We start from the raw sequence: 20541 nt of genomic DNA, 5'->3' as shown, positions 1-20541 counted from the left end.
ACCACAACCTAGGAGGTCTTTCATGGCAGGCGTCGAAGACACCTTGAGCGAGATGATCCGGGAGAGCCCCTGTTCGGTACTCAATCGCACCCAGGCCCTCCACCACGTCCTGGTGGTACTCGGTGGCGGATACGAGTGGCGGGACGGCGAGGTCGTGCGGCGACACGGCCGGGACGGACGCGACTGCCGCAGCACGCACGAGCAGTTCAAGCTCCCCGCCGAACACGTCGCCCTCTTGCGCGAACACGGGAGGGCAGTTGAGCAGCAGTACGTCGACGGAACCTGTCCCGCCGAACACCTTCGTACACATGCCGCAGAGCTGGCCCGCACACCCGGCCCGCTCGAACAAGACCCGTACCCGGCCAGCCCCGGCGCTCCGCTGTTCAACGTTCCGGCGGACGCGGCCGCCGACTGGGTTGAGGCTGCCCGCGAGATCGCCGTCGTCGTCGTCCCCCTCTGGGAGGCGCCGTCCGACTACGAGGTAGCCGTCCACGCCTCCCTCACTCCCGGGCAGCGCGCCTGGGTCGACGGCCAGCGCTCGCGCGCACTCGCCCTCCTTGAGCGTCGCTTCGGCCCTGAGGTACTCCCCGCAAGCGGAAGCTGACCCTCGGCCGGCGGCGGGAGTTCGTGAACCCCCCTCCGTGTGTTGCTTATTTGTTTTTCAATGTGTAATGTGACTGTTCCTCGGGTCCGGCGGCATCGCCCCAGACCTGGTCCACTCCCCTTCCTCCCTCCAGCTCAGGAGACGGCTGTGCCCAACCGCATCGTGACCCGCACCCCCGAGCGCCGCGTGCCCAACCAGCGCGGCCTCCAGACCCGCCAGAAGCTGCTGGACGCGACGATCGAGCTTCTCGCCACGCGGCCCTACCGCGACATCAAGGTGATGGACATCGCCCACGTGGTGGGCACGTCGCCCGCGACGTTCTACCAGTACTTCGCCGACATTGAGGGCGTCGTCCTCGAAGCGTCCCGGCTCCTGGTCGAGGAGACGAACGCGGCGCTCGCCGGTTTCGAGGACGGCGCCTGGTCCTCGGACGGACTGCCCGGCGCCACTCGGCTCGTCGACGCCGTACTCGACGGCTGGAGCGGTCACCTCCCGGTCATGCGCGTGCTGACCGCCGTCGCGGCTGAGCGGGACCCCCGCTTCGTCAAGGCGTACTTCGCGGCCACCAGGCCCCTCGTCCGGGCCCTGACGGCTGCTGCGCCCAGCGGCGAGGGCAAGGAACTGGTCCACGCCCTCGTGTCCGGCCTGACAGCCGCCGCCGGTCACGAGAACGCCGGAAGCGTGCAGGGACTGACCAAGCGCCAGCGACGCCGGGGGCTCGCCCGCCTCGTCCACGCCGCCGTGACCACCACCGGCGCCTAGAGCCACGCTCCGCCACCAGCCCGGCCGCAACCCCAGGGGGAACACCGTGATCCAGCCAGCCTCTCTCGCCATCGGCTTCGGCCTCGGCGTCCTCAGCGTCCTGATCCGCGCCCTTGCTCTGCGGATCCGGCCGCGTCGCTGCCCACTTCCCCGCTCGGTCGCCTCACCGAGCCCGGAACTCGTCACCGCCCTGTCTGCGGCCGTCGCTGAGCGCTACCCGAATTACGGCGGGTTCGACTACGCCGCCATCAGCGTCTTCGAGCACAACGCACCGGGGAACACGGTGCAGCTCTACCCCTCGCGTGGCCCCCACCGGGGCGCCATACGCCTGGAACCCGGCGATCCGAGCACCCCTGACGGCAGGGCCGCCCATTTGCTGGCCGAGATGAGCCTGCCTCACGTCGGCGTCCTGGTCATCCCGCTCGGCCCCCGCTGAAACGGCCCGCGCCGCCCCAACTCCGGGGTGGCGCCCGACCGGCCCTCGTGCCTGCCGGCCACTGCAACCCGCCCCCTTTCCCTCACCGATCCCCGACCCGTCAGCGAGAAACCGTGACCAACCCTTCCCCCCAGCTGTTCAAGTACGGACGCTGGCTGTTCGACATCGACGGGGCCATGCGCCTCCTGGAGGAGCGCCCCCGCGCCGCAGAGCAAACCCCCGTAGACGACTGGTCGGCCGCCTACCACCTGAGCCTGCTCAGGCCGGACTACGACGGCCCGTCCTGGTGCCCCGTCTTCGGCCCGGACCAGTCCCACTTCAGCGCCGAACACGCGATGGGCACCGATCTCAGCCAGCCGGTGATCATCGCCACGTTGGAGTTCGACAGCGGCCCCGCCCGTCTGCTGATCGACGGAGTGCACCGCATGTACCGGGCGATGCTCGAAGGCCGCCCGACGCTCCCCGCGCACATTCTGACCGTCGCAGAGACCGCGACGATCCGCGTGCACTGACGCCGCCCTCCTCACCCTCGGGAGTTCCCCTTGACCTCCATCGGCACCGCCCGTCATTTCCAGCCCCACGGCACGCCCGGCCACGTATGCCGCGATCACAACCGGGCGGTCCTGGCCCCGGCCGTCGCCGTCGAGGCCCTCCGCCAGGGCCTCGGGCCCGACCTGACCGACGCCCAGCTCGACCAGTGCGCCGAGATCGCCGAGCGCAACCCGCTGTCCGACACCTCCCGCGCGGCCGTCCGTACCGCGCTGGAACCTGCGCTGTCCGTGCGCAACTCCCTGGCGACCGTGCACCACCGGCTGTTCACCCTGACGCCCGGGCACCCGCTGCGCGTTCGTGTCGACGACACCGAGTACTTCCTGGTCCCCATCCCCATCACGCTGTGACCCGCCGCCCGCACAGTCGGCGGGCGGCCCGAATCAGACACCTCCAGAAGACGCGTCCGGCCCCGGCCGGACGCGTTTTGGCATGATCCCCCTCGACCGAGATCCGGAACCTGACTTGGGGGAACCATGTTCACCATGCGCCTGCGCCACGCCCTTCCGATCGCGCTCCTGGCCGGCGCGGTCCTGGTCTCCGGCTGCGCCGACTCCGACAGCGGCCCCAAGGCCGACGCCAAGCCGACGATCAGCGCCCCTGATGCCCGACCTTCGCCCTCCACGGTGCTGCCGGACAGCATCGCGAAGCCGGGAACCGCGCTGCCGCTCGGCGACGGGGCGTGGACGGTGACGCTGCAGGGCTTCGAGCGGCTGCCGGCCGGGGCCGTGCCCGGGGTGCCGGCCGGCGCGAGCGCGTACACGGCTCGGGTGACCGTGGCCAACCAGCGGGCACAGGTCGCCACCGCGCCGCGGACCGCCGTCACTGCCCGCTACGGAACGCTCGGCCGCACCGCTGCCGAGGCCACCGACAGCAACGCATCCTCTTCCGCCGACGAGCCGCAGCAGGTGCGCCCCAACGGGTCCGTCGACAGGGACGTGCAACTGGTGCTTCCCGACCAGGCCCAGGGCCTGCCGGTCACGGTGACCGTGGAAGCGACCGAGGAAGGGCTGGCCGAGCCGGAACCGCTGTTCTTCGAAGGCGCCCTGCCGGGCACCGCCGCCTCCCCGGCCACCCAGGCGCCCCAGGGTGCGCCGGCCGGCCAGTCGGTCACGCCCCTCGGGCAGTGGAACGGCCAGGTGCGCGTGGGCAAGGTGACGGTGAGCGGCGAGGGTGCCTCACGCACCGGGAGCCTGGAGCTCAGCGTGGTCAACCGCTCCGGCGACCCGATGCCCGGCCTGGGCACCACCCTGCGGATCCTGTCCGGCCAGGACCTGCACCTGGCCGACACCGTCCGTCCGGTGTACGGCTACCGCGACGCCGCGATCGCCCCGTACCGCACCGCCACGCAGACCGTCTCCTTCCGCGTCCCGGAGTCCGCCGTCGGCGGCCCGGTGACAGTAGAGGCCGTCGACGCGGGCGGCTCCAAGGCCACCTTCGAGGGCACGCTCGGCTGAAGGAACCCAGAAAAGTTCGGGCGGACTGTCACACCGCAGGACCTCGCCACACCTGTAACAGGTGAACGGTGCCCTCTCCGACCCGAACAGGACTCCCTTACATGGCCCCTCGCCTCCTGGCCGCCGGCCTCGTGCTCGCCGGCGCACTTGCCGCCTCCGCCTGCGGACCGCTCACTACCCCCGGCTCCGTCGCCGAAGCCGCCCCCGCTCGCGGCCCGGCCGCGGCCGGGGACGGAGCCGCGCTGGCCCATCTGAACAACCTGACGGTCCGGGCGCAGACCTCCCTCGCCGGATACAGCCGCGACGCCTTCGGACCGGCATGGAGCGATGCGGGCACAGTCGAGATGTCGGGGAATTCCTGTCCGACGCGTCAGGACGTCCTGGCCCGCGACCTGGACGACATCGTTCGGGCCGAGGACGGCTGCACCGTCCTGTCCGGCGTCCTTCACGACCGGTACACGGGCCGGACGATCGACTTCAAGCGCGGCCCTCGCACGTCGATGGCCGTACAGATCGACCACGTCGTCCCACTGGCGCTCGGGTGGCAGTCGGGAGCCCGGAACCTGACCGCCGAGCAGAGGCTGAACTTCGCGAACGATCTTGAAAATTTGGTTGCTACCGACGGTCCGACGAACGCCGGCAAGGGCGCCAAAGACGCCGCTGCATGGATGCCTCCGCGCGCCGAGGTGCACTGCTGGTACGCGACCGCGCAGGTCCGCGTGAAGACCAAGTACCGCCTGTCGGTCACACCGTCGGAGAAGACGGCCCTGCGCACCGCCCTGGAGTCCTGCCCGGCCGAGGCGGCCCGGCGATGAGGCCGGCCGTACAGCCGCTGCCCTTCGACGCAGACCTCCACCGGTGGAACCAGGCGGTCCGGGAAGCCGCCCGGCTCCACCACGCCGTGCGCGCCGAGCTCGGTGGCCGGCTCCCGGACCCGGCCACCGAGAAGGCCGCCGTGGAAGCACTGCTGATACGCGAGCGGACCCGGGGCGGCTGGCTGCGCTGGGATACCTTCGGGCCGGACCGCGCGGGTGCGCTAAGTGAAGTGGGACTCTTCGACCCGGAGCAGCACCGGCTGGGGCGCTGGGCGTGCCGGACGGTGTGGGGGCGTCGCGCTGCCCTGCGCATTTGGACGCTGGGAGGCCTCGACCTTCCCCGCCCTCTCCCGGTCGGCCGGGCCGCGCTGTTCACCGTGGCCGCCTTCGCCGCTCTTGGCCCGGCAACCTCCCTGCTGCCAGCGGCCACCGGTCTCCTCGCGGCCAGCGCGGCTGGCGTGGCCGCGGCCGTCGGACTGCCTGCGGCCGTCCGACGCCTCACCCGGCGTCGCGTGCGCGTGGTCGGGACGAGCGAGGCGTACGCGGCGGTCTTCTTCCGGCTGCTGGCTGACGAGCAGCGTTTGCGCATGCTCGCCGAGCGCAGTGAGCGTTATGAACTGACGCGTGTGGCGGCAGTGCTGCCGCGACTGGTGTGGGACGCGGCCGGGCTGGTGCCGCTGGCGTCGGACGACGTGGAAGCCCGCGGCCTTCTCCTCGGGTACGCGAAGTCGCTCGCACTCCTGGTCGACCAGGCCGTCGAGGTCGAACGGCAGGAGGAAGCGGTGGAGTCGGCGATCCGCGACGACCGCGCTGCCGCCGTGCCCGTCAGGCCCGCGCTGCCCACAGGGCTGCTGCCCCGGCATGTGCTGGACGAAGCACGGTTGGAACTGGAGGAGTTGGAAGCAGGCCTGCGCCATGCCCGGGAGGTACTGGGCGGGGCCCAAGACGACGGAGCTCGGACTGCAAGGAGCGGAGAGAGCGATGAGTGAGCACGAGCAGACCGGCCGGCGCGTCCCGTGGCGGGAGGCGAATCCGGAGGCCTACGCCGAACTGAAGCGCACCTGGGGGGTGATCGGGCACAGCAGCGTCCTGATGGTGCTCAGCCTGAGCCTGATCGGCACGTCGCTGACGCTGGGCTACCTGCACTGGCCGGGCTGGCTGGAGACCTTCGCGCGTCTGGGGACCAGCGGCGCGGCGGTGGGTTGCGGCGCGGTCGGTCTGTGGCGGCTGGTCCGGGCCCTGTTCCGGTCGGTGCGGGCGGTCATCCGCACGCGCCGGCGCGGCGCTGAAGGCAAGACGCAGGGGGCGGCCGTCGAGGAGTCCGTGCCCGAGGCCGCCCCGACGGCCGAGTCGTCCTGAATGGGGGCAGCGTGTTCCGGTCCGAGAGCTTCGCGGTCGGGTTCCTCACCGGCGCCGTGGCCTGGTGGGTGCCGTACGTGCGTGAACTGGGCCGGCGCGGGGTCATTCGAGGGCTCGCTCTCGGGCGTCGCAGATGGCCTCCCACTCGGCGAAGGTGGAGCACTGCTCGGCAGTGCGCGCGCGGCGGGCCCGGTCCGCCTCCGCGAACGAGGCAAGGATCCGGTCACGGATAACGAAGCCGGGGGGATCGGGTTCCGCCACGACGGGCGGCGACAGGCTGGTGAGACGGGCGCGGACGGCGTCCATGGCCGCCAGGAAGGCCGCGTTGGGCGGGACCCCGCAAGGCGTGTCCTCGCCTGTGCCGGGTGCGGCGGGCACGCCCTGGGTGGCGGCCTCGTTCCAGCGGGCCATGATCACGCTGGCCGGTGAGGCCGGCCGCCGGGGCACGCGCCAGACCGAAAGGTCGGCGGCGATGTCGGCGGCGGAGAGGCCGCTGGTGATCCAGGGCCGCAGGGCGAAGGCGAGGCGGCGCAGGCTCTCGCCCTGGGTCCAGGGCACCCGGGGGCGCACCCAGGCGGCGATCGAGACGGCGTGCGCGGCCTGGCAGGGAGTGGCCCGGTAGGGCTCGGGTACTTCGTGTCGGCGGCGGGGTCGCGGTCGCGTCCCGCGGGGTGCGCTGGTGTTGTTGTTCTTCTCTCTCACCTCAGCTGTAGGACGTGGGTGGTTGGTCTTACAGGAAGGGGTGTCACGGCGATCGCGGCGGCGGGACGGGCGGGCGCGTCGGCGGGCGTCGGCGATGGCCATCTGCCGTCCGCGGTCGGTGAATCCGATGTGCCGGGCGTGGTAGCCGTGGCCGCTCACGCGGTGGCCGAGGGCGTCGTCCCAGGCAGGCGGGACGACGGCGGCGTAGATGGTGGCGGTGCCGGCCCATTCGCCGCTTCCGGCGGGACGGGTGTTGGTGCGGCTTCCGTGGACGGTCCAGACGAGGAGGCCGAGCTCGCGCAGGACGGCGATGTGCCGCTCGAGGGTGCGCCGGCTGATGCCGAGGCGGCGCCACATGGTGTCGCGGCAGTAGGCGACGTGCCCGTCGGCGTTCAGGCGGGCGGCAAGGTCGCGTGCGACGCGCAGCGTGGTGTCACCGGCTTTGGGGTGCAGGCGTTGGGTGATGGCCCAGGTGGCGGCGCGCAGGAAGTCACCGCGCCGGGTGCGCCGGGACGCGGTGGTGCCGATCTCCTGGTCCGCGTGCTCACAGACCGGGGTGAATCGGTTGTTCGAGGATATTCGGTTTTGTCCGCGCGGAGGGCACGGCGGAGCGGCGGCTGCGTGGACCGGCGCGTGGGCATGCTGCATCATGGGCAGGGCACGCCCTCCTCTCGGGCATGCGCGAGCCCCTCTTCGGTGGGGCCGGGTTCTTCGGGAACCAAGGTGATCCGCCCTGGCAGGGGCGGTGTTGCCCGGTCTTCGGACCGGGTTCTTCACCGGGTGGGCTGGACACTCGCCCGGTGGTGGCAGAGGTGCGGCGAGCGGGCCGAGGTGCTGGACACACCGGGGCTTGCTGCCGCGGGGCAGCCCACGGGGGACTGCCTCCTGTCAGGTCATGCGTTCATCGGTCTCCAGGGTGGCGGGCGGTCATGGTGGTCAGTGGCCCATGCCGGCGCCGCCGTCGACAGGCACCACGGCACCGGTGATGTAGGAGGCCTGCTCGGAGGCGAGGAAGGCGACGGTCGCGGCAATCTCCTCGGCGCGGGCGAGGCGACCGAGCGGGATCTGGGCCTTGAGGTTCTCGAGCTGCTCGTCGCTCAGCTGCTGGCTCATGGACGTCTCGGTGAGGCCGGGGGCGACCACGTTGAAGGTGATGCCGCGGGAGCCGAGTTCGCGGGCCATGGAGCGGGCGAAGCCGATGAGGCCGGCCTTGGAGGCGGCGTAGTTGGCCTGGCCGCTCTCGCCGCGCAGGGCGACGGCGGAGGAGATGAAAACCACGCGGCCCTTCTTCGCGCGGAGCATGCCGCGCGAGGCGCGCTTGGTGACGCGGAAGGCGCCGGTGAGGTTGGTGTCGACGACGGAGGTGAAGTCGTCCTCGCTCATACGCATCAGGAGCTGGTCCTTGGTGATGCCAGCGTTCGCGACGAGGACCTCGACGGGGCCGTGCTGCTCCTCGACCTCCTTGAACGCGGCGTCGACCTGGTCGGTGTCAGTGATGTCGCAGCGGACGGCGAGCAAGCCCTCCGGGGGTTCGCCCGAGCGGTAGGTGACGGCGACGCGGTCGCCGACCTCGGCGAGGTGACGGGCGATGGCGAGGCCTATGCCGCGGTTGCCGCCGGTGATCAGGACTGAACGGGACACGGAATGGCGCCTTTCTGTACTGCTCTGTGGGGGTTTGTAGTCAATCAGCTGGCCCGGCGCGCACCGGAGCGGGTGAGGTGTCCGCTCATCGCCGCGGCGGTGTCCATCACGGCGGTCACGTACCGGGCGCGGGTCGCGGCTCTTCGCATGGGCCCGTCCTTGGCCAGCAGAGCGACGGAACCGGCGACGGCCGAGCCGTACCAGACGGGCGCGGCGATCATGGTGCGGCCCGGAAGCGGGGAAGGACTGATCGCGTGACCTTCCTCACGGACGTACGCGGTGTCGATCTTGTTGGCGCCGACGGAGCCGAGACAGGCGAGGATCGCCATGCCGGCGGCATCGGCCTCCAGTGGCGCTGACTCAAGAGAACGCAGTGCGATCTGAGGGGATGTAAGGATCTCGTCAGCGTGTGGGCCGTATGCCCGTTCCGCGCAGATCCTCATCGGAGTGCCGATCAGGTGCGGTCGGTAAACAAATGCGACCTGGCCTGTTCTCGACTGTAGTGTGACGATCTCGGCCCTCACCGCAGGGGAGGGCGTGCCAGTCTGGAGGGGCTGGGAAGGCGTGGAAGGGGAGGGACCGTGCAGCGCGTCAGTCAGCGCGTATCGAGCGCGCGGCCCCCGCTGTTCGACGGCGCCCTCCCGCATCAAGGCTTGCAGATACCGGTGAGCGGTCGGCGCGGGAAGGTCCGCGGACTCGGCGACCGACGCCAGAGGGTGTTCACCCGGACCGAGGCAGATCAGCGCTCTGAGCACCGCCATGGTGCGTGCCACGGTGCCGCCGGTGCGCTCGGGCGGGGTGGCAACGGGATGCAGCAACGCGAACTCCCCCTCGCGGTTGTGGAGGACCTTCGCGTCTCCCACAACGCGTATTCGATCCAGTGGCCGATTCTTACCGGCCAAGATCCTGCTCACCAGGCTCTGAATTTTCCGGTCCTCGAATTTCAGGAGCGAGCGCTTCCGGTATATCGCGGGGTCAGCACGGGGATGGCGACACGGGGAAAGGTTCAAAGTTGAATCAGAAGGAGGCGTTGCAGCAGCTGCTGCAATGGAAGCGCAAGCAGATAGACCCGGTCGAGCTCGGCTGGCCCAAGCGCACCGGCCGGGGCCGGCGCGCGCGCGGGCTGTCGCAGGCCCAGGTGGCGCAGGCGTTGTTCGTCACGGAGAAGACCTACGCCGAGTTCGAGCGCGGAAACACGTCCCAGCCGAGCACCTTGTTCCTCGACAGCGTGGCCAAGGTGCTGAACATGGAGGAGCGCGAGCGGACCGCGCTCTACGTCTACGCGATCGGCTACGAGCCCCCGTTCCCCATGGATCCGTGCGCGGGGTCGAACGTCGACCCGGCGTGGCAAGTGGCCGTCAACGGCGTGTCCGGGCAGCCCTGTTACATCAACGACGTCGCCTGGAACGTGCTGGCCGCGAACGAGGACTTCAAGCGGATGTTCCCGCAGCCCGAGGGGAAGTCTCCGGAGCTGCCCGAACGCAACCTGATCCGGTGGATGCTCCTGCGTGAGGACGCGCGCGAGCATCACCTGGTCGACTGGGACACACGCTGGGCGCCGCAGGTCGCAGCCCAGCTGCGCACGGCGGTGGCCGCTCACCCCGAGAACGAGGATCTCCGGCTGCTCGACAAGGAGGTCAACGACGACGCGGTGGCGGGGCCGATCTACCGCGACCACAGCCTCGCGTACATCCACCCCGACGGCGATGCCCGACCGATGCGGCATGCCGGCTACGTGGCGCCGCGCGGCACCGAGGACCACCGCACCCGGTGCTGCGAGCGGCACGCGCCGTCCCAGCTGGGCACCGTCACCATGTGCGCCGCCCAGCCGTTCGGCAGCCCGGGCGCCCGCTTCTTCCTCCTCCCGTTCACACCCCACCCCTGACGCCGGGCCCGCGGCCGGCCCGGCGGAGAGATTTCGTCCGGGCGGCCTGGGCCCGCACAATGCATGCTCATGGCTACCACTGACCTGAAGCAGATCGCACCCGGCGTCTTCGCCTGGCAGCCCGGGCACGGGGCGACCTGGGGCCTGGCCAACTGCGGTCTTGTCGTCTCCGGGGGCCAGGCCCTCGTCATCGACACGCCCTACACACCCGCCCTGACCGATGCCTTCCTCACCGCAGCCCGCACCGCCGCGGGTCCCGGTGTCCCGCTGGACCGGGTCGCCGTCACCCACGCCAACGGCGACCACACCTGGGGTCTTCAACAGCTTCCCGGCGCGGAGGTCTTCGCCACCCACGCCGCACTCGCGCACCAGTGCCTGGAGCCGAAGCCGCAGCAGCTGCAGGCGCTCATCCACGACACCAACCCCGGTCAGCCGCTCGGCTGGTATTTCCGGGAGCACTTCGGCAGGTTCGACTTCGCGGGCATACAGGTTCTCCCGCCGACCACGACGTTCACCGGGCGCCACGACCTCGGCGTCGGCGACATACCCGCGGAGCTCCACGAGGTCGGACCGGCCCACACCGTCGGCGACCTCGTCGTCCATCTGCCCGAGCAGCGCGTGGTCTTCGCCGGCGACATCGTCTTTGCGGGAGACCACCCCTCGCACTGGGCTGGCCCCCTGGAGCGCGTCTCCGCCGCCTGCCTGCGGATCCTGGACCTCGACCCCGAGTGGATCGTGCCCGGCCACGGACCGCTGATGACCCCCGACGGCCTGCGACGCTACGTCGCCTACCTCGACGACCTCGCGGACCAGGCATACGTGATGCACGGCCAGGGCCGGACCGCCGTCGAGGCGGCCCGCATCCTGATCAAGGAGGACCGCTACCCCGGCCTCGGCCTTCCCGAGCGGCTCGCGATCACCCTCAGCACCGAGTACCGCCACCTCGACCAGGACTCCACCGCGCCGGACCTGCTGGAGCTGATGGACCACGCGGCACGCATCGCCTGGGACCGCGCTTCGGCCGGCCCCCTCACACCCTGATCTGCTGCCCGGTGGCCGCACCCCGCCAATTCCGGCTGGTGAAACAGCGCGGCCCACTCCGTTCCAATCATTGAAATATGAACCGCTTGGGGGGCGCGGGGCTTGCCCCGCGCCGCGAGAGCCAGTCAACTACCGATGTCGGCGCGCCGTGCATGCACGGGGGAGCGCCCACCCAGGCACCGAGGGCACTCCCACGCCCGTTGACGTGCGCGGTCGAGCAGCACTCCGTTGCTGGACTCGATTCCGGATGCCGCCACCGGCCCCCCGGTGGCGGCATCCGCTCGAAGCCGCCTCGCCCAGGGAGAGTTCATGAGCCCCGCCTCCATCGCCTTGCCGGTCCCCGCCGCCGTCCCGGAGTTCCTCGCCCCCCGCATCGAGAGCCTCCGCCAGATGCTGCGCGCCGACCGGTGCGAGGAAGCCCTGACAGCCGCCCGGACCCTCAGCGAGGAGCTCGCCGAGAGCCACGGCCCCCTGCACAACTACACCCTCCACGCCTTCGAACTCGTCGCCTTCTGCGCCCAGCTCGCCGGGCATCCCGCCATGGCCACCGACGTCTCGGTGTACGCCGCCGGTGCCTGGCAGCGGGTTCTGGATGCCGGGCACAGCCAGATCCGCCGGCAGGCCCGCAACGCTGCGGCCTCCTGGCTCACCGTCACCAACGCGCACGACGCCGTCAGGACCGGAACGTCTCTCCTGGCGCTCCTGCAGTCGGTCTACGGCAAAGACCACCCCTCCACGCCCTTCGTCGAACGTCGACTTAACGCCATCACCGGCGCCGACCAGGAGGCCGCGCGGAACGCTCTGCGCGCATCGGGAGCGGCCTTGCTGATCAAGCCCTGAAGGCCCTGGCCACAGTCTTTTCCACTCGTCCGCGCCAGCGGCATATACCGGAAGTGCGTCTACCGGAAAAAACGGAGCCTGGCTGCGCCTGATCTTTCTGGCCAGAATCAGGCTCGGACTGATCGCGTTGTGGGAGACGCCCAGTCCCAGACCGCGAGGGGGACAGTCGCGTTGAACCAGACCGCCGCCGGCTCCACGACCAGGCACGCCGGCTCCGCAAACAGCCTCGGCCACCCGGCCGCTCCTGCCGCGCGCCTCGACGCGCCCGGAGCCGTACCTGTACCCCCCGGGCCGCAGCGCACCGCCGGGCTGCCGGCAGGCGTCCGGTGTCCGGCGGAGTCCGGCCTCGCCGCACGTCCGGCACCTGTCACCCCCGGCTCCGGCCGTGCCCTTGCCTGAGGCCCCGCCTCCGTTTCCTACGATCCAAGCCGTCACCACTACTCACAAGGGGGATACGCCAGTGTCGATCTCAAACGCTTCCGGCACGAACCACTGGCTGCGTCGTGCGGTGGTCGCGGCCACGGCTCTCAGCGTCGCGGTCACGGCCGCCGGCTGCGGGAGCGGCGAGAAGGAGAAGCCCGAGGCCTCGAGCAGCCCGAGCGCGAGCAAGAGCGCCGACCCGCAGGCCGCGGCCAAGGCCGACGTCCTGGCGGTCTACCGCAGCTACTGGGACGCGCAGGTCAAGGCATACGCGAAGGCCAGCCCCGTCGGCACGGACCTGGACAAGTACGCCTTCGACAAGGCTCTCGGCAAGGCCGAGTCCGAACTCGTCGCACTCAAGATCAACGGCAACGTCATCAAGGGCGAGCCGAAGCTCTCCCCGGAGGTCACGGCGGTCAGCCTGGACGAGTCGCCGAAGAAGGCCACCATCACCGACTGCGTCGACGTCACCAACTGGAAGCTCCTGAAGGAGAAAACAGGCGACGAGGTCAAGCTGCCCAAGGAGCGGCTCACCCGCTTCGTCACCACGATCTCCGCCCGGACCGTCGGCGAGAAGTGGATGATCGTCGAAACCCAGCAGCAGGACCGCACATGCTGACCCGCAGGGCCGCGGCGGTCATATCCGCGCTCGCCGGCATCGTCTACCTCCTCCTTCCCGCTCAGGCGTGGGCGGACGGAGGCGACACGGATGTCGGCTCCTGCAACAGCTCCTGGATCTGCGCCGGCGTCGAGGTACCCGGCACAGGCAGCGGGGGCGGCGGCAACGGCGGCACGGGCGGGCACGGCGGAGGGGGCGGCGGAGGCGGCGGCAAGGGCGACGGCAAGACGTGTGCCACAGGCGCGACGACCGTCCCAGGAACCGAGGGATGGGAGTGCCACATTCCCGGCGTCGGCACCTGGAGCGAGGCCTACGGCTGCTACATCCGCAAGCTCGACCCGCAGCCCCCGAAGTCCGACCCGATCTGGGACGGCCACACCACTGGCGCCATCTACGGCTTCGCGTGCATGGCGCAGATCCACGCCCGGCCCACACCCACCGACGGTTTCGCCCGCTGGTCCGAAACCGATCCGCTGGGCCAGCAGGGCCCCACGGCAGCCGAACTGGCGCAGCGGGCCCTGAGCATGATGCGCCTGGACGGTGCCAAGATCGGCAGCGCACCTCCCGCCGGCTCCAAGGGCTTGGTCGGCATGCCCGTATGGCTGTGGACCGAGGAGACACCCAACACCTGGGGCCCGCAGTCCACGACCGCGGCCGCCGGTGGCCTGTCGGTGACCGCGACCGCCCACGTCAAGTCCATCACCTGGTCCATGGGCGACGGCTCGTCCGAGACCTGCACCAAGCCCGGCACTCCGTACCAGCAGTCCTTCGGGAAGAAGGAGTCCCCGGACTGCGGCCACACCTACACCAAGGTGCCCGACGGCGGCTCCTACAAGGTCACCGCGACGACTACCTGGGTGATCGACTGGACCGCCACCAACGGTGAGACGGGCACGCTGCCGAACGAGACGCGCAACGCCGGCACCGCGATCAACATCGGCGAACTCCAAGTCGTCAACTAACGAGGAAGCACAGCAATCATGGCGACGACATTCGCGAAGAAGAACACGGCTGCCCAGCCCGCCGCGGCAGCCCCCGGCGGCCCTGTCCCCATCACCCAGGACGCCCCCCGGCGCCGGCGCCGCCCGGTTGTCGTCGGCGCCGGCCTGGCGCTGGCGGCGGTCGGGGCGCTCCTCGCGGTGTGGCAGGTCGACGAGGCCGGGAACCGGACTCCGGTGATCGCCCTGGCGCACGACGTCAAGGCGGGCGAGAAGGTGAAGAAGAGCGACCTCGTCGTGGCGCAAGTCGCTCCCGACGCCGCACTCGCGCCGGTCCCGGTCAGCCGCAGCGGTGACATCGTCGGCAAGACCGCCGCCGCCGACCTGCCCAAGGGCACGCTCGTCACCGACTCCTCGGTGCGCGAGGGCAGCCCCGTCGCCAAGGACCGCGACACCGTGGGCATCCTCGCCAAGCCGGGACAGCTTCCGGCACAGCGACTGCGCGCCGGCGACGCGGTCGCCCTCGTCCACACGCCGCAGGACGACGCCGATGCGGCGAAGGGATCGTCCACGCAGAAGACCGCGGACACCATCAACGCGATCGTCGTGGGCGTCTCGGCGCCGGACGCGAACGGTGCGGTCGTCGTCGATGTGGCGGTCGCGGGCACCGACAGCGCGCCCCTGGCCACCTGGGCCGCCCGGGGCGCGGTGACCGTCGTGCTGAAGGCGGCCAGCTGATGGCGGTCATCGCACTGGTGTCGGGCAAGTCCAGCGGGGTCACGTGCTCGGCACTCGCCCTCACCCTGGCCTCGCCGAAGCCGTCCCTGCTCGTGGAGGCCGACCCGGGCGGCGGCACGGTCCGTGCCGGATACCTGGGCGGCGAGGGCAGCGCAGCCGTCGGTCTGCACCGCCTGGCGGCCGCGGACCGCCAGGGCACCCTCGCCCGTGAGTTCTCCCAGCACTTCGTCAGCCTGGACCGCGACAACAGCGGGCAGCGGCTGCTTCTGCCGGGGCTCACCGATCCCACGCAGGCCGCTTCCCTCAGCCGCACCTGGGACCCGATCTCCCGCTTGTTGAGCGTGATGGACCAGACCGGCCACGACGTGATCATCGACGCCGGCCGCATCCTGACCGAGTCCGAGTCCCGGCTGAGCACGACCCGCTACCCGACGCCCCTGCTGCACCGCGCCGACGTCGTGCTCATGGTCGTGCGGACCACCCAGGCCTCCATCGCGGCCGCCGCGCCCGCGGTGCGGGTTCTGCGGGAGGAACTGGCCCACCACGGGACGGGTTCCGACGCGCTGGGGGTGCTTCTGATCGAGGAGGGCTCCTTCAACTCCAGTCAGGTGCAGCAGCACTTGCAGGCACCCGTGGTCGGCATGCTCGCGTGGGACCCCGACAGTGCCGACGTCCTCACGCACGGGGCCTACAAGAAGATGCCGCGGACCTTGCTGCGCTCCGCACGGACCGCCCACCAAACGATCAACGAACTGGTGACCAGGCGCCGTGTGCAGCTGCGGCCGGCCGGATTGCCGACGGTCGCCGGGAGGGCATCATGACCGACATCAGGCCGGAGACCCCGGCCCCCGACTACACGACCCTCTTCACCCAGGCCCTCAGCGAAACCACCCGGCAGGGCGCACCTGTCCTGCGACCGGTGCCCGCCCAGGTCTCTCCCGCCCGCCTGCCCGAGGACCTGCGCATCGCCGACGCCTCGGGCCCGGCCGCGCTCCCGGTCGGGCATGAGGTGATCGCCGAACTGCGCTCCCGGGCCAGCATGAAGATCGGCGAAGCCGCGGGCGCGGACGCGTCCATGACCGAGCAGGACCGCCGGCAGCGCGGCCAGTCGATCATCAGGCAGGTCGTCTCGGAATGGGCGACGAAGTACGCGGCCAGCGGCACGGACTTGAGCCCAGAGCAGGAAAGGGCTGTGCGAGAGGCCGTCTTCGACGAGCTGTTCCGCGCCGGCCGTCTCCAGCCGCTCCTGGACGACCCGCACGTCGAGAACATCATCATCTACGGCGACAAGGTGCGCGTCGACTACGCCGACCGACCGACGATGACGTGGGACCCGATCGCGAAGACGGACCGGGACCTGATCAACCTCATCAACCACCTCGCGCGTATGCAGGGACAGGGTGAGCGTGCGCTGACGCCTGCCACGCCGAACCTGAACCTCCGGCTGGCTGACGGCTCCCGCCTTGCCGCCTCGGCGTACGTCACGCCGAGGCCCAGCATCGTCATCCGCCGCCACCGCACCCGCGGCCAGGGCCTGGACGACCTGGTCCGCTGGGGCACCATCGACTCCTGCCTCGCCCACTTCCTGCGCGCTGCGGTCCGGGGCCGCAAGAACGTCATCGTGGTGGGCTCCCAGGGCGTCGGAAAAACGTCACTGCTGCGCGCCATGGCCCGGGAGATCCCGCGCACCGAGCGTGTGGGAACGCTGGAGTCGGAGTACGAACTCCACCTCCACGAGGACCCCGACGGTCCGGAGGTCGTCGCCTACGAGGGGCGCGAGTCGAACGGTGAGCGCGGCGCGGACGGCAAGCTCCAGGGCGAGCTGAACCTCTCCGACCTCTTCCCGCAGCTGCTGCGCATGTCGCTGCGTCGCGTGATCGTCGGCGAGGTCCGCTCCAAGGAAGTCGTGCCGATGCTGCACGCCATGAACGAGGGCGAGGGCGGGTCGATGGCCACCCTCCACGCCCGCAGCCCCCAGCTGTCGATCGAGCGTCTGGTCACCCTGTGTCTGGAAGCCGGCATCGGCATGACCGAGACCTTGGCCAACCGGCTGATCGCCCAGGCCGTCGACTTCGTCGTCTACGTACGCCTGGTCGACGAGAGCGAACTCGTCGCCCCGGACGGCAAGCCCGGGCGCAAGCACCGTTTCGTGTCCCACGTCATGGAGGTCACGGGCATCGGCGAGGGCGGCCGGCCTTCGTACCAGATGGTCTTCGCCCCGCGCGAGCAGGACGGCCGCCGCGAACCCCGTGCCGTCCCGCACGGAAACATCTCCCAGACCAACCTGGAAGACCTGGTGCGCGCCGGCCTGGACCGAAGTGTGCTGCAGCGCCCGTGGGGCAGCTGGGGCGCGCCGCTGGAGACGGTGGTGCCGCTGTGACGCTCACCCTCAGCTCCCTGCTCGCCGCGCTCGCGGGCCTTGCGGCTGTCGGCGGTCTCGTCGTGGCCGTGGCCGGCGGCGTGGGCTGGGCGCCCTCGACGACGGTCCGGCGCCGCAGCCGTCTGGAGCGCAAGATCCGCGGCTTCTTCGTCAAGGACACCCGTACACCGACGTCGTGGTGGGCGCGCGGCCAGGTCCGGCTGGCCGGCGCCGTGGTGGCGGGCCTGGGGGTATGGCTGTTCACCGGGTGGCTGGTCGGCGGCATGCTCACCGTCGCTGTCGTGACCGGTCTGCCCTGGCTGTTGAACACGTCCGGCTCCGGCAAGTCGCAGATCGAGAAGTTGGAGGCGATCGAGGAGTGGGTGCGGCGCATGTCCGACATCCACACCGTCGGTGTCAGCCTGGAGGCCACCATCCAGCGCAGCCTGGAGACCGTGCCGAAGGCGATCCGCGAGGACGTGCGTCTGCTCGTCTCCCGTCAGCAGGCCGGCTGGGTTCCCGAGCATGCCTACCGGGCCTTCGCCGACGACCTGAACGACGCCATGGTCGACGAGGTCGCCGCCCTTTTGATCCTGCACGTCACGGACCGCGGCAGCGGCCTGAGCAAGGCCCTGCGCGAGCTCGCCGGCGCACTTCAGCACGAGGTCCTCTCACGCCGGGAGGTCGAGGCCGACCGGCAGAAGCCGCGCACCAACGACCGCTGGGTGACGATCTTCTGCCTGGGGATCTTCGGGGTCACCGCGTTCTCCGGCACCTACGTCGAGCCCTACAACACCGTCACGGGGCAGCTCGTCCTCGTCTTCGTCGCCATCGCCTTCGTCCTGGTCAAGGTCTGGATGCGCCGCATGGCGATCATCGAGCCCGCGCCCCGGTTCCTGTCTCCGGCCGACCGATCCGGCGGCCAGATCACTGAGGAGACGCCGTGACCCTCTCTCCGTACGCTGTCATCGGCGGCGCCGTCGCCGGTCTCGGCCTGGTGATCGCCGCCCGCGGCGTCCTCCCGGGCCGGCCCGACCTGGGCGACGTCCTGTCGAGGATGGACGCCACCCGGCTGGAGAACCTCGAACGCAACCGCGACAGCCAGGCCAACACCCTGATGGAAAAGGCCGGAGTCTTCCTGCTGCGCACCGTCGGAGACGGCACCCTTCGCCTGCCCCGTCAGCAGCTGGAACTCGTGGGCCGCTCCCCGGCCGCACACCTGGGCCGCAAGCTCGCACTCGCCCTGTACGGACTGCTGCTTCCCGTGCTGGTGGTGAGCCTGGCGAACCTGGCCGGCTACCCCTTCCCCGTGGCGATCCCGGCGATCGCCGGGCTGGGGCTCGCGGTCATCTTCTGGCTGCTGCCCGATCTCCAGCTCAAGCAGCAGGCCGTGGAAGCCAAGGAGGACTTCCGGTACGCCGTCAAGGCATACCTGCGCCTGGTCCAGCTCGAGCGAGCCGCGGACGCCGCGCCCACCCAGGCCCTGAAGCGGGCCGCGGAGGTCGGTGAGGGCTGGGTCTTCGCGAAGATCCGCGACACCATCACCCGCGCCGAACTCGAGGGCATCAGCCCGTGGGAGGGCCTCAAGCGTCTCTCTCTCGAACTCGACGTCCCCGAACTCGGGGCGCCGGCCGACATCATCGCCATCGCCGGCGAGGAGGGCGCAGCCGTGGGCGACACCCTCGGCGCGCAGGCCAAGTCGCTCTCCGGTGCCCTGGTCACCGCTGCGAAGGCCCAGGCCAACATGGCCTCGGAAAAAATGGTGATGCCCGTCGCCATGCTCGTGTTGATCATGACCGTCTACATCGGCTACCCCGCGATCTCGCGGATCATGGCCAGCTAACTCCCGCAAGAGACAAGGAAGAACACGATGGGTATCGACCCGAACTTCGCTTTCCTGAAGGCCTTCTTCGCCGCCCGCATCGACCGGCTGCGCGATGCCCGCGACGACCGCGGTGCCATATCCATCGAGACCATGATGATCATCGCCGGTCTCGTGGTCGCCGCCGGTGTGGCCGTCGCCGTGATCGCCACCAAGATCAGCGAGAAGGCGGCCACGATCAAGTGATGCGCCTCCGCAGGACTGTCCGCCGCTGGTCCCGCGCGCTCGCCGAACGCGACGCGCGGGATCGCGGAGCCATGTCCCTGGAGATGCTGATCATCTTTCCCGTCGTGGTGATGGTCATCCTGCTGGTCGTACATGTCGGGCTGTGGTGGCACGCCAAGAATGTGGCGATGTCCGCCGCCCAGCTGGGAGTGGAGTCGGCACGTGTCCGCGGAGCGTCAGCGGGTGCCGGTACCGCCGAGGCCCGCGAGTTCCTCTCCCGTGCTGGCGGCAGCATCTCGGGCACGTCGGTGAGCGGAAGCAAGGGTGCGACGGTGACGATCCGCGTGACCGGCTACGTCGACACGATGATCCCCGGTCTGAAGCTCAGGATCGACCAGCACGCCGACGCGGCCGCCGAGCGTGTCACGGAGGCCCGGTGACCATCATCCACAGACTCAGGGACGACCGCGGTTCGCTGTCGCTGGAAGCGGTCATCCTGTTTCCCGTCCTCATCATGGTGCTGCTCCTGGTCGTCGCATTCGGCCGGATCGGGTCGGCCAGCAACGCCGTCGACACCGCAGCCCGCAACGCGGCGCGCGCCGCGTCGCTGGAACGCACCGGCGGGTCCGCCAGCACCGCCGGATCGCAAGTGGCGCGCAGCGTGCTGACCCAACAGGGTCTGCAGTGCACCGCCACGTCCGTCTCCGTGTCCACCGGCGGGTTCGCCGCACCGATCGGTGAACCGGCCAGCACCACGGCCACGGTCACGTGCACCGTGCGGCTCTCCGACATCGGGCTGCCCGGCCTGCCCGGTGCCAAGACGATGACCAGCAGCTTCACCTCGTCTATCGACTCCTACCGCCAGCGCGGCTGACAGGACCACCGCATGACACCCGCCCGCTTCGCTCTCACCTCGCGGATCCGTCACGCCCTGCGCGACGACCGCGGTGCGATGAGCCTGTTCGTCCTCGTCACCGTCGTGGCGCTCTTCCTCGTGGCCGCGCTCGTCTACGACGGCGCCGGGAAGCTCCGGGCCCTCACCCACGCCGAGGGCGTCGCGCACGAGGCAGCACGAGCCGGCGGCCAGGCCGTCGACGCGGGCAAGGCCATCTCCGGCCAGGGCGTCAGCGTGGACCGCAACGCGGCCGTTGCCGCCGCGCGGACCTACCTCAGCCGCGAGGGCGTCAACGGCTCGGTCCGGGTGAGTGAGGACGGCGGGTCCCTGGAGGTGACCGTGACCGAGACGTACACCGCCCTCTACCTCGGGGGCGCCAGCGGAACAGTCACCGGCACCGGCAGCGCCAACCTCGTCTACCAGGGGTAGGGGTC

General features: G+C 70.7%; 26 protein-coding genes and 1 pseudogene. 23 read left to right on the top strand and 4 right to left on the bottom strand.

From position 1 onward, the window contains the following. Positions 1 to 22: 22 nt before the first annotated feature. From ACIQR3_RS26360 to ACIQR3_RS26320, 9 genes are all read left to right on the top strand, one after another. Positions 23 to 604, top strand: a complete 582-nt coding sequence (locus ACIQR3_RS26360) for a hypothetical protein (protein ID WP_403543044.1) — start codon at positions 23 to 25, stop codon at positions 602 to 604. Between the two features lie 147 nt (positions 605 to 751). Continuing rightward, positions 752 to 1366, top strand: coding sequence for a TetR/AcrR family transcriptional regulator (locus tag ACIQR3_RS26355; RefSeq protein WP_403543043.1), 615 nt, complete (start codon positions 752 to 754; stop codon positions 1364 to 1366). 46 nt (positions 1367 to 1412) lie between these two features. Then, on the top strand, positions 1413 to 1802 hold the full coding sequence (locus ACIQR3_RS26350) for a hypothetical protein (RefSeq protein ID WP_403543042.1): 390 nt from the start codon (positions 1413 to 1415) through the stop codon (positions 1800 to 1802). Positions 1803 to 1915: 113 nt separating this feature from the next. Beyond that, complete coding sequence (locus ACIQR3_RS26345) at positions 1916 to 2314, top strand: hypothetical protein (protein WP_403543041.1); 399 nt, start codon at positions 1916 to 1918, stop codon at positions 2312 to 2314. Between the two features lie 30 nt (positions 2315 to 2344). Then, a complete protein-coding gene (locus ACIQR3_RS26340) occupies positions 2345 to 2701 on the top strand; it encodes a hypothetical protein (protein ID WP_403543039.1) in 357 nt (118 codons plus the stop codon). Positions 2702 to 2827: 126 nt separating this feature from the next. Beyond that, complete coding sequence (locus tag ACIQR3_RS26335; protein ID WP_403543037.1) at positions 2828 to 3808, top strand: hypothetical protein; 981 nt, start codon at positions 2828 to 2830, stop codon at positions 3806 to 3808. A 101-nt stretch (positions 3809 to 3909) separates the two neighbouring features. Continuing rightward, the gene (locus ACIQR3_RS26330; RefSeq protein ID WP_403543035.1) at positions 3910 to 4623 is read left to right on the top strand and encodes an HNH endonuclease family protein; all 714 of its coding nucleotides are present in this window, start codon (positions 3910 to 3912) and stop codon (positions 4621 to 4623) included. A gap of 140 nt (positions 4624 to 4763) precedes the next feature. After that, on the top strand, positions 4764 to 5612 hold the full coding sequence (locus ACIQR3_RS26325) for a hypothetical protein (protein WP_403543033.1): 849 nt from the start codon (positions 4764 to 4766) through the stop codon (positions 5610 to 5612). Next, complete coding sequence (locus tag ACIQR3_RS26320; protein WP_403543031.1) at positions 5605 to 5982, top strand: hypothetical protein; 378 nt, start codon at positions 5605 to 5607, stop codon at positions 5980 to 5982. The genes ACIQR3_RS26325 and ACIQR3_RS26320 overlap by 8 nt, the downstream gene beginning before the upstream one ends. A gap of 102 nt (positions 5983 to 6084) precedes the next feature. Here the strand turns inward: ACIQR3_RS26320 and ACIQR3_RS26315 are convergent, their stop codons facing one another. The 4 genes and pseudogenes from ACIQR3_RS26315 to ACIQR3_RS26300 all read right to left on the bottom strand — a co-directional run. Then, complete coding sequence (locus ACIQR3_RS26315; protein ID WP_403543029.1) at positions 6085 to 7335, bottom strand: hypothetical protein; 1251 nt, start codon at positions 7333 to 7335, stop codon at positions 6085 to 6087. A gap of 285 nt (positions 7336 to 7620) precedes the next feature. After that, on the bottom strand, positions 7621 to 8325 hold the full coding sequence (locus ACIQR3_RS26310; protein ID WP_403543027.1) for a beta-ketoacyl-ACP reductase: 705 nt from the start codon (positions 8323 to 8325) through the stop codon (positions 7621 to 7623). 44 nt (positions 8326 to 8369) lie between these two features. Next, positions 8370 to 8654, bottom strand: a complete 285-nt coding sequence (locus tag ACIQR3_RS26305) for a hypothetical protein (protein ID WP_403543071.1) — start codon at positions 8652 to 8654, stop codon at positions 8370 to 8372. A gap of 351 nt (positions 8655 to 9005) precedes the next feature. Next, a pseudogene (locus tag ACIQR3_RS26300) lies at positions 9006 to 9086 on the bottom strand (hypothetical protein); the annotation flags it as partial. 251 nt (positions 9087 to 9337) lie between these two features. Between ACIQR3_RS26300 and ACIQR3_RS26295 the strand changes: the two are divergent. From ACIQR3_RS26295 to ACIQR3_RS26230, 14 genes are all read left to right on the top strand, one after another. Further along, positions 9338 to 10210 carry a helix-turn-helix domain-containing protein gene (locus tag ACIQR3_RS26295; RefSeq protein ID WP_356651923.1) on the top strand — a complete coding sequence of 291 codons (873 nt, stop codon included), beginning with the start codon at positions 9338 to 9340 and terminating at the stop codon, positions 10208 to 10210. A 69-nt stretch (positions 10211 to 10279) separates the two neighbouring features. Further along, positions 10280 to 11251: an MBL fold metallo-hydrolase gene (locus ACIQR3_RS26290; RefSeq protein WP_403543025.1), complete on the top strand. Its 972-nt coding sequence runs from the start codon at positions 10280 to 10282 to the stop codon at positions 11249 to 11251. Positions 11252 to 11560: 309 nt separating this feature from the next. Continuing rightward, positions 11561 to 12091, top strand: a complete 531-nt coding sequence (locus ACIQR3_RS26285) for a hypothetical protein (RefSeq protein ID WP_403543023.1) — start codon at positions 11561 to 11563, stop codon at positions 12089 to 12091. A gap of 460 nt (positions 12092 to 12551) precedes the next feature. After that, entirely contained in the window at positions 12552 to 13130 is a 579-nt protein-coding gene (locus ACIQR3_RS26280) for a hypothetical protein (protein ID WP_403543021.1), read from the top strand. Beyond that, positions 13124 to 14092: an ATP-binding protein gene (locus ACIQR3_RS26275; protein ID WP_403543019.1), complete on the top strand. Its 969-nt coding sequence runs from the start codon at positions 13124 to 13126 to the stop codon at positions 14090 to 14092. Before ACIQR3_RS26280 ends, ACIQR3_RS26275 begins: the two co-directional genes overlap by 7 nt. 18 nt (positions 14093 to 14110) lie before the next feature. Continuing rightward, the gene (locus ACIQR3_RS26270) at positions 14111 to 14806 is read left to right on the top strand and encodes an SAF domain-containing protein (protein WP_398015533.1); all 696 of its coding nucleotides are present in this window, start codon (positions 14111 to 14113) and stop codon (positions 14804 to 14806) included. Continuing rightward, a complete protein-coding gene (locus ACIQR3_RS26265) occupies positions 14806 to 15627 on the top strand; it encodes a hypothetical protein (protein WP_047181607.1) in 822 nt (273 codons plus the stop codon). Before ACIQR3_RS26270 ends, ACIQR3_RS26265 begins: the two co-directional genes overlap by 1 nt. Beyond that, positions 15624 to 17186 carry a CpaF family protein gene (locus tag ACIQR3_RS26260; protein ID WP_403543017.1) on the top strand — a complete coding sequence of 521 codons (1563 nt, stop codon included), beginning with the start codon at positions 15624 to 15626 and terminating at the stop codon, positions 17184 to 17186. The genes ACIQR3_RS26265 and ACIQR3_RS26260 overlap by 4 nt, the downstream gene beginning before the upstream one ends. Beyond that, positions 17183 to 18112: a type II secretion system F family protein gene (locus ACIQR3_RS26255; protein WP_403543015.1), complete on the top strand. Its 930-nt coding sequence runs from the start codon at positions 17183 to 17185 to the stop codon at positions 18110 to 18112. The genes ACIQR3_RS26260 and ACIQR3_RS26255 overlap by 4 nt, the downstream gene beginning before the upstream one ends. Then, entirely contained in the window at positions 18109 to 19008 is a 900-nt protein-coding gene (locus ACIQR3_RS26250; protein WP_403543013.1) for a type II secretion system F family protein, read from the top strand. The genes ACIQR3_RS26255 and ACIQR3_RS26250 overlap by 4 nt, the downstream gene beginning before the upstream one ends. 27 nt (positions 19009 to 19035) lie before the next feature. Further along, entirely contained in the window at positions 19036 to 19233 is a 198-nt protein-coding gene (locus ACIQR3_RS26245) for a hypothetical protein (RefSeq protein ID WP_047181603.1), read from the top strand. Next, positions 19233 to 19652 (top strand): TadE/TadG family type IV pilus assembly protein, encoded by a 420-nt coding sequence (locus ACIQR3_RS26240; RefSeq protein WP_403543011.1) that lies wholly within the window; start codon positions 19233 to 19235, stop codon positions 19650 to 19652. The genes ACIQR3_RS26245 and ACIQR3_RS26240 overlap by 1 nt, the downstream gene beginning before the upstream one ends. Continuing rightward, complete coding sequence (locus tag ACIQR3_RS26235) at positions 19649 to 20086, top strand: TadE/TadG family type IV pilus assembly protein (protein WP_383424111.1); 438 nt, start codon at positions 19649 to 19651, stop codon at positions 20084 to 20086. The genes ACIQR3_RS26240 and ACIQR3_RS26235 overlap by 4 nt, the downstream gene beginning before the upstream one ends. 12 nt (positions 20087 to 20098) lie before the next feature. After that, complete coding sequence (locus ACIQR3_RS26230; RefSeq protein ID WP_052658992.1) at positions 20099 to 20536, top strand: hypothetical protein; 438 nt, start codon at positions 20099 to 20101, stop codon at positions 20534 to 20536. Positions 20537 to 20541 lie beyond the last annotated feature (5 nt).

Source organism: Streptomyces sp. NPDC090994 (assembly GCF_044768905.1).
Taxonomy (GTDB): domain Bacteria; phylum Actinomycetota; class Actinomycetes; order Streptomycetales; family Streptomycetaceae; genus Streptomyces.
The sequence above is the reverse complement of the archived record's forward strand: the minus strand, read 5'-3'. Positions and strand labels throughout refer to the sequence as shown.

Excerpts from the sequence above, each read along its gene's own strand:
- ACIQR3_RS26265 (WP_047181607.1), top strand. The coding sequence starts at position 14,806 with ATGGCGGTCATCGCACTGGTGTCGGGCAAGTCCAGCGGGGTCACGTGC.
- ACIQR3_RS26260 (WP_403543017.1), top strand. The coding sequence starts at position 15,624 with ATGACCGACATCAGGCCGGAGACCCCGGCCCCCGACTACACGACCCTC.
- ACIQR3_RS26245 (WP_047181603.1), top strand. The coding sequence starts at position 19,036 with ATGGGTATCGACCCGAACTTCGCTTTCCTGAAGGCCTTCTTCGCCGCC.
- ACIQR3_RS26275 (WP_403543019.1), top strand. The coding sequence starts at position 13,124 with ATGCTGACCCGCAGGGCCGCGGCGGTCATATCCGCGCTCGCCGGCATC.
- ACIQR3_RS26315 (WP_403543029.1), bottom strand. The coding sequence starts at position 7,335 with ATGATGCAGCATGCCCACGCGCCGGTCCACGCAGCCGCCGCTCCGCCG.
- ACIQR3_RS26290 (WP_403543025.1), top strand. The coding sequence starts at position 10,280 with ATGGCTACCACTGACCTGAAGCAGATCGCACCCGGCGTCTTCGCCTGG.
- ACIQR3_RS26285 (WP_403543023.1), top strand. The coding sequence starts at position 11,561 with ATGAGCCCCGCCTCCATCGCCTTGCCGGTCCCCGCCGCCGTCCCGGAG.
- ACIQR3_RS26270 (WP_398015533.1), top strand. The coding sequence starts at position 14,111 with ATGGCGACGACATTCGCGAAGAAGAACACGGCTGCCCAGCCCGCCGCG.
- ACIQR3_RS26330 (WP_403543035.1), top strand. The coding sequence starts at position 3,910 with ATGGCCCCTCGCCTCCTGGCCGCCGGCCTCGTGCTCGCCGGCGCACTT.
- ACIQR3_RS26335 (WP_403543037.1), top strand. The coding sequence starts at position 2,828 with ATGTTCACCATGCGCCTGCGCCACGCCCTTCCGATCGCGCTCCTGGCC.
- ACIQR3_RS26320 (WP_403543031.1), top strand. The coding sequence starts at position 5,605 with ATGAGTGAGCACGAGCAGACCGGCCGGCGCGTCCCGTGGCGGGAGGCG.
- ACIQR3_RS26240 (WP_403543011.1), top strand. The coding sequence starts at position 19,233 with ATGCGCCTCCGCAGGACTGTCCGCCGCTGGTCCCGCGCGCTCGCCGAA.
- ACIQR3_RS26230 (WP_052658992.1), top strand. The coding sequence starts at position 20,099 with ATGACACCCGCCCGCTTCGCTCTCACCTCGCGGATCCGTCACGCCCTG.
- ACIQR3_RS26305 (WP_403543071.1), bottom strand. The coding sequence starts at position 8,654 with ATGGCGATCCTCGCCTGTCTCGGCTCCGTCGGCGCCAACAAGATCGAC.
- ACIQR3_RS26360 (WP_403543044.1), top strand. The coding sequence starts at position 23 with ATGGCAGGCGTCGAAGACACCTTGAGCGAGATGATCCGGGAGAGCCCC.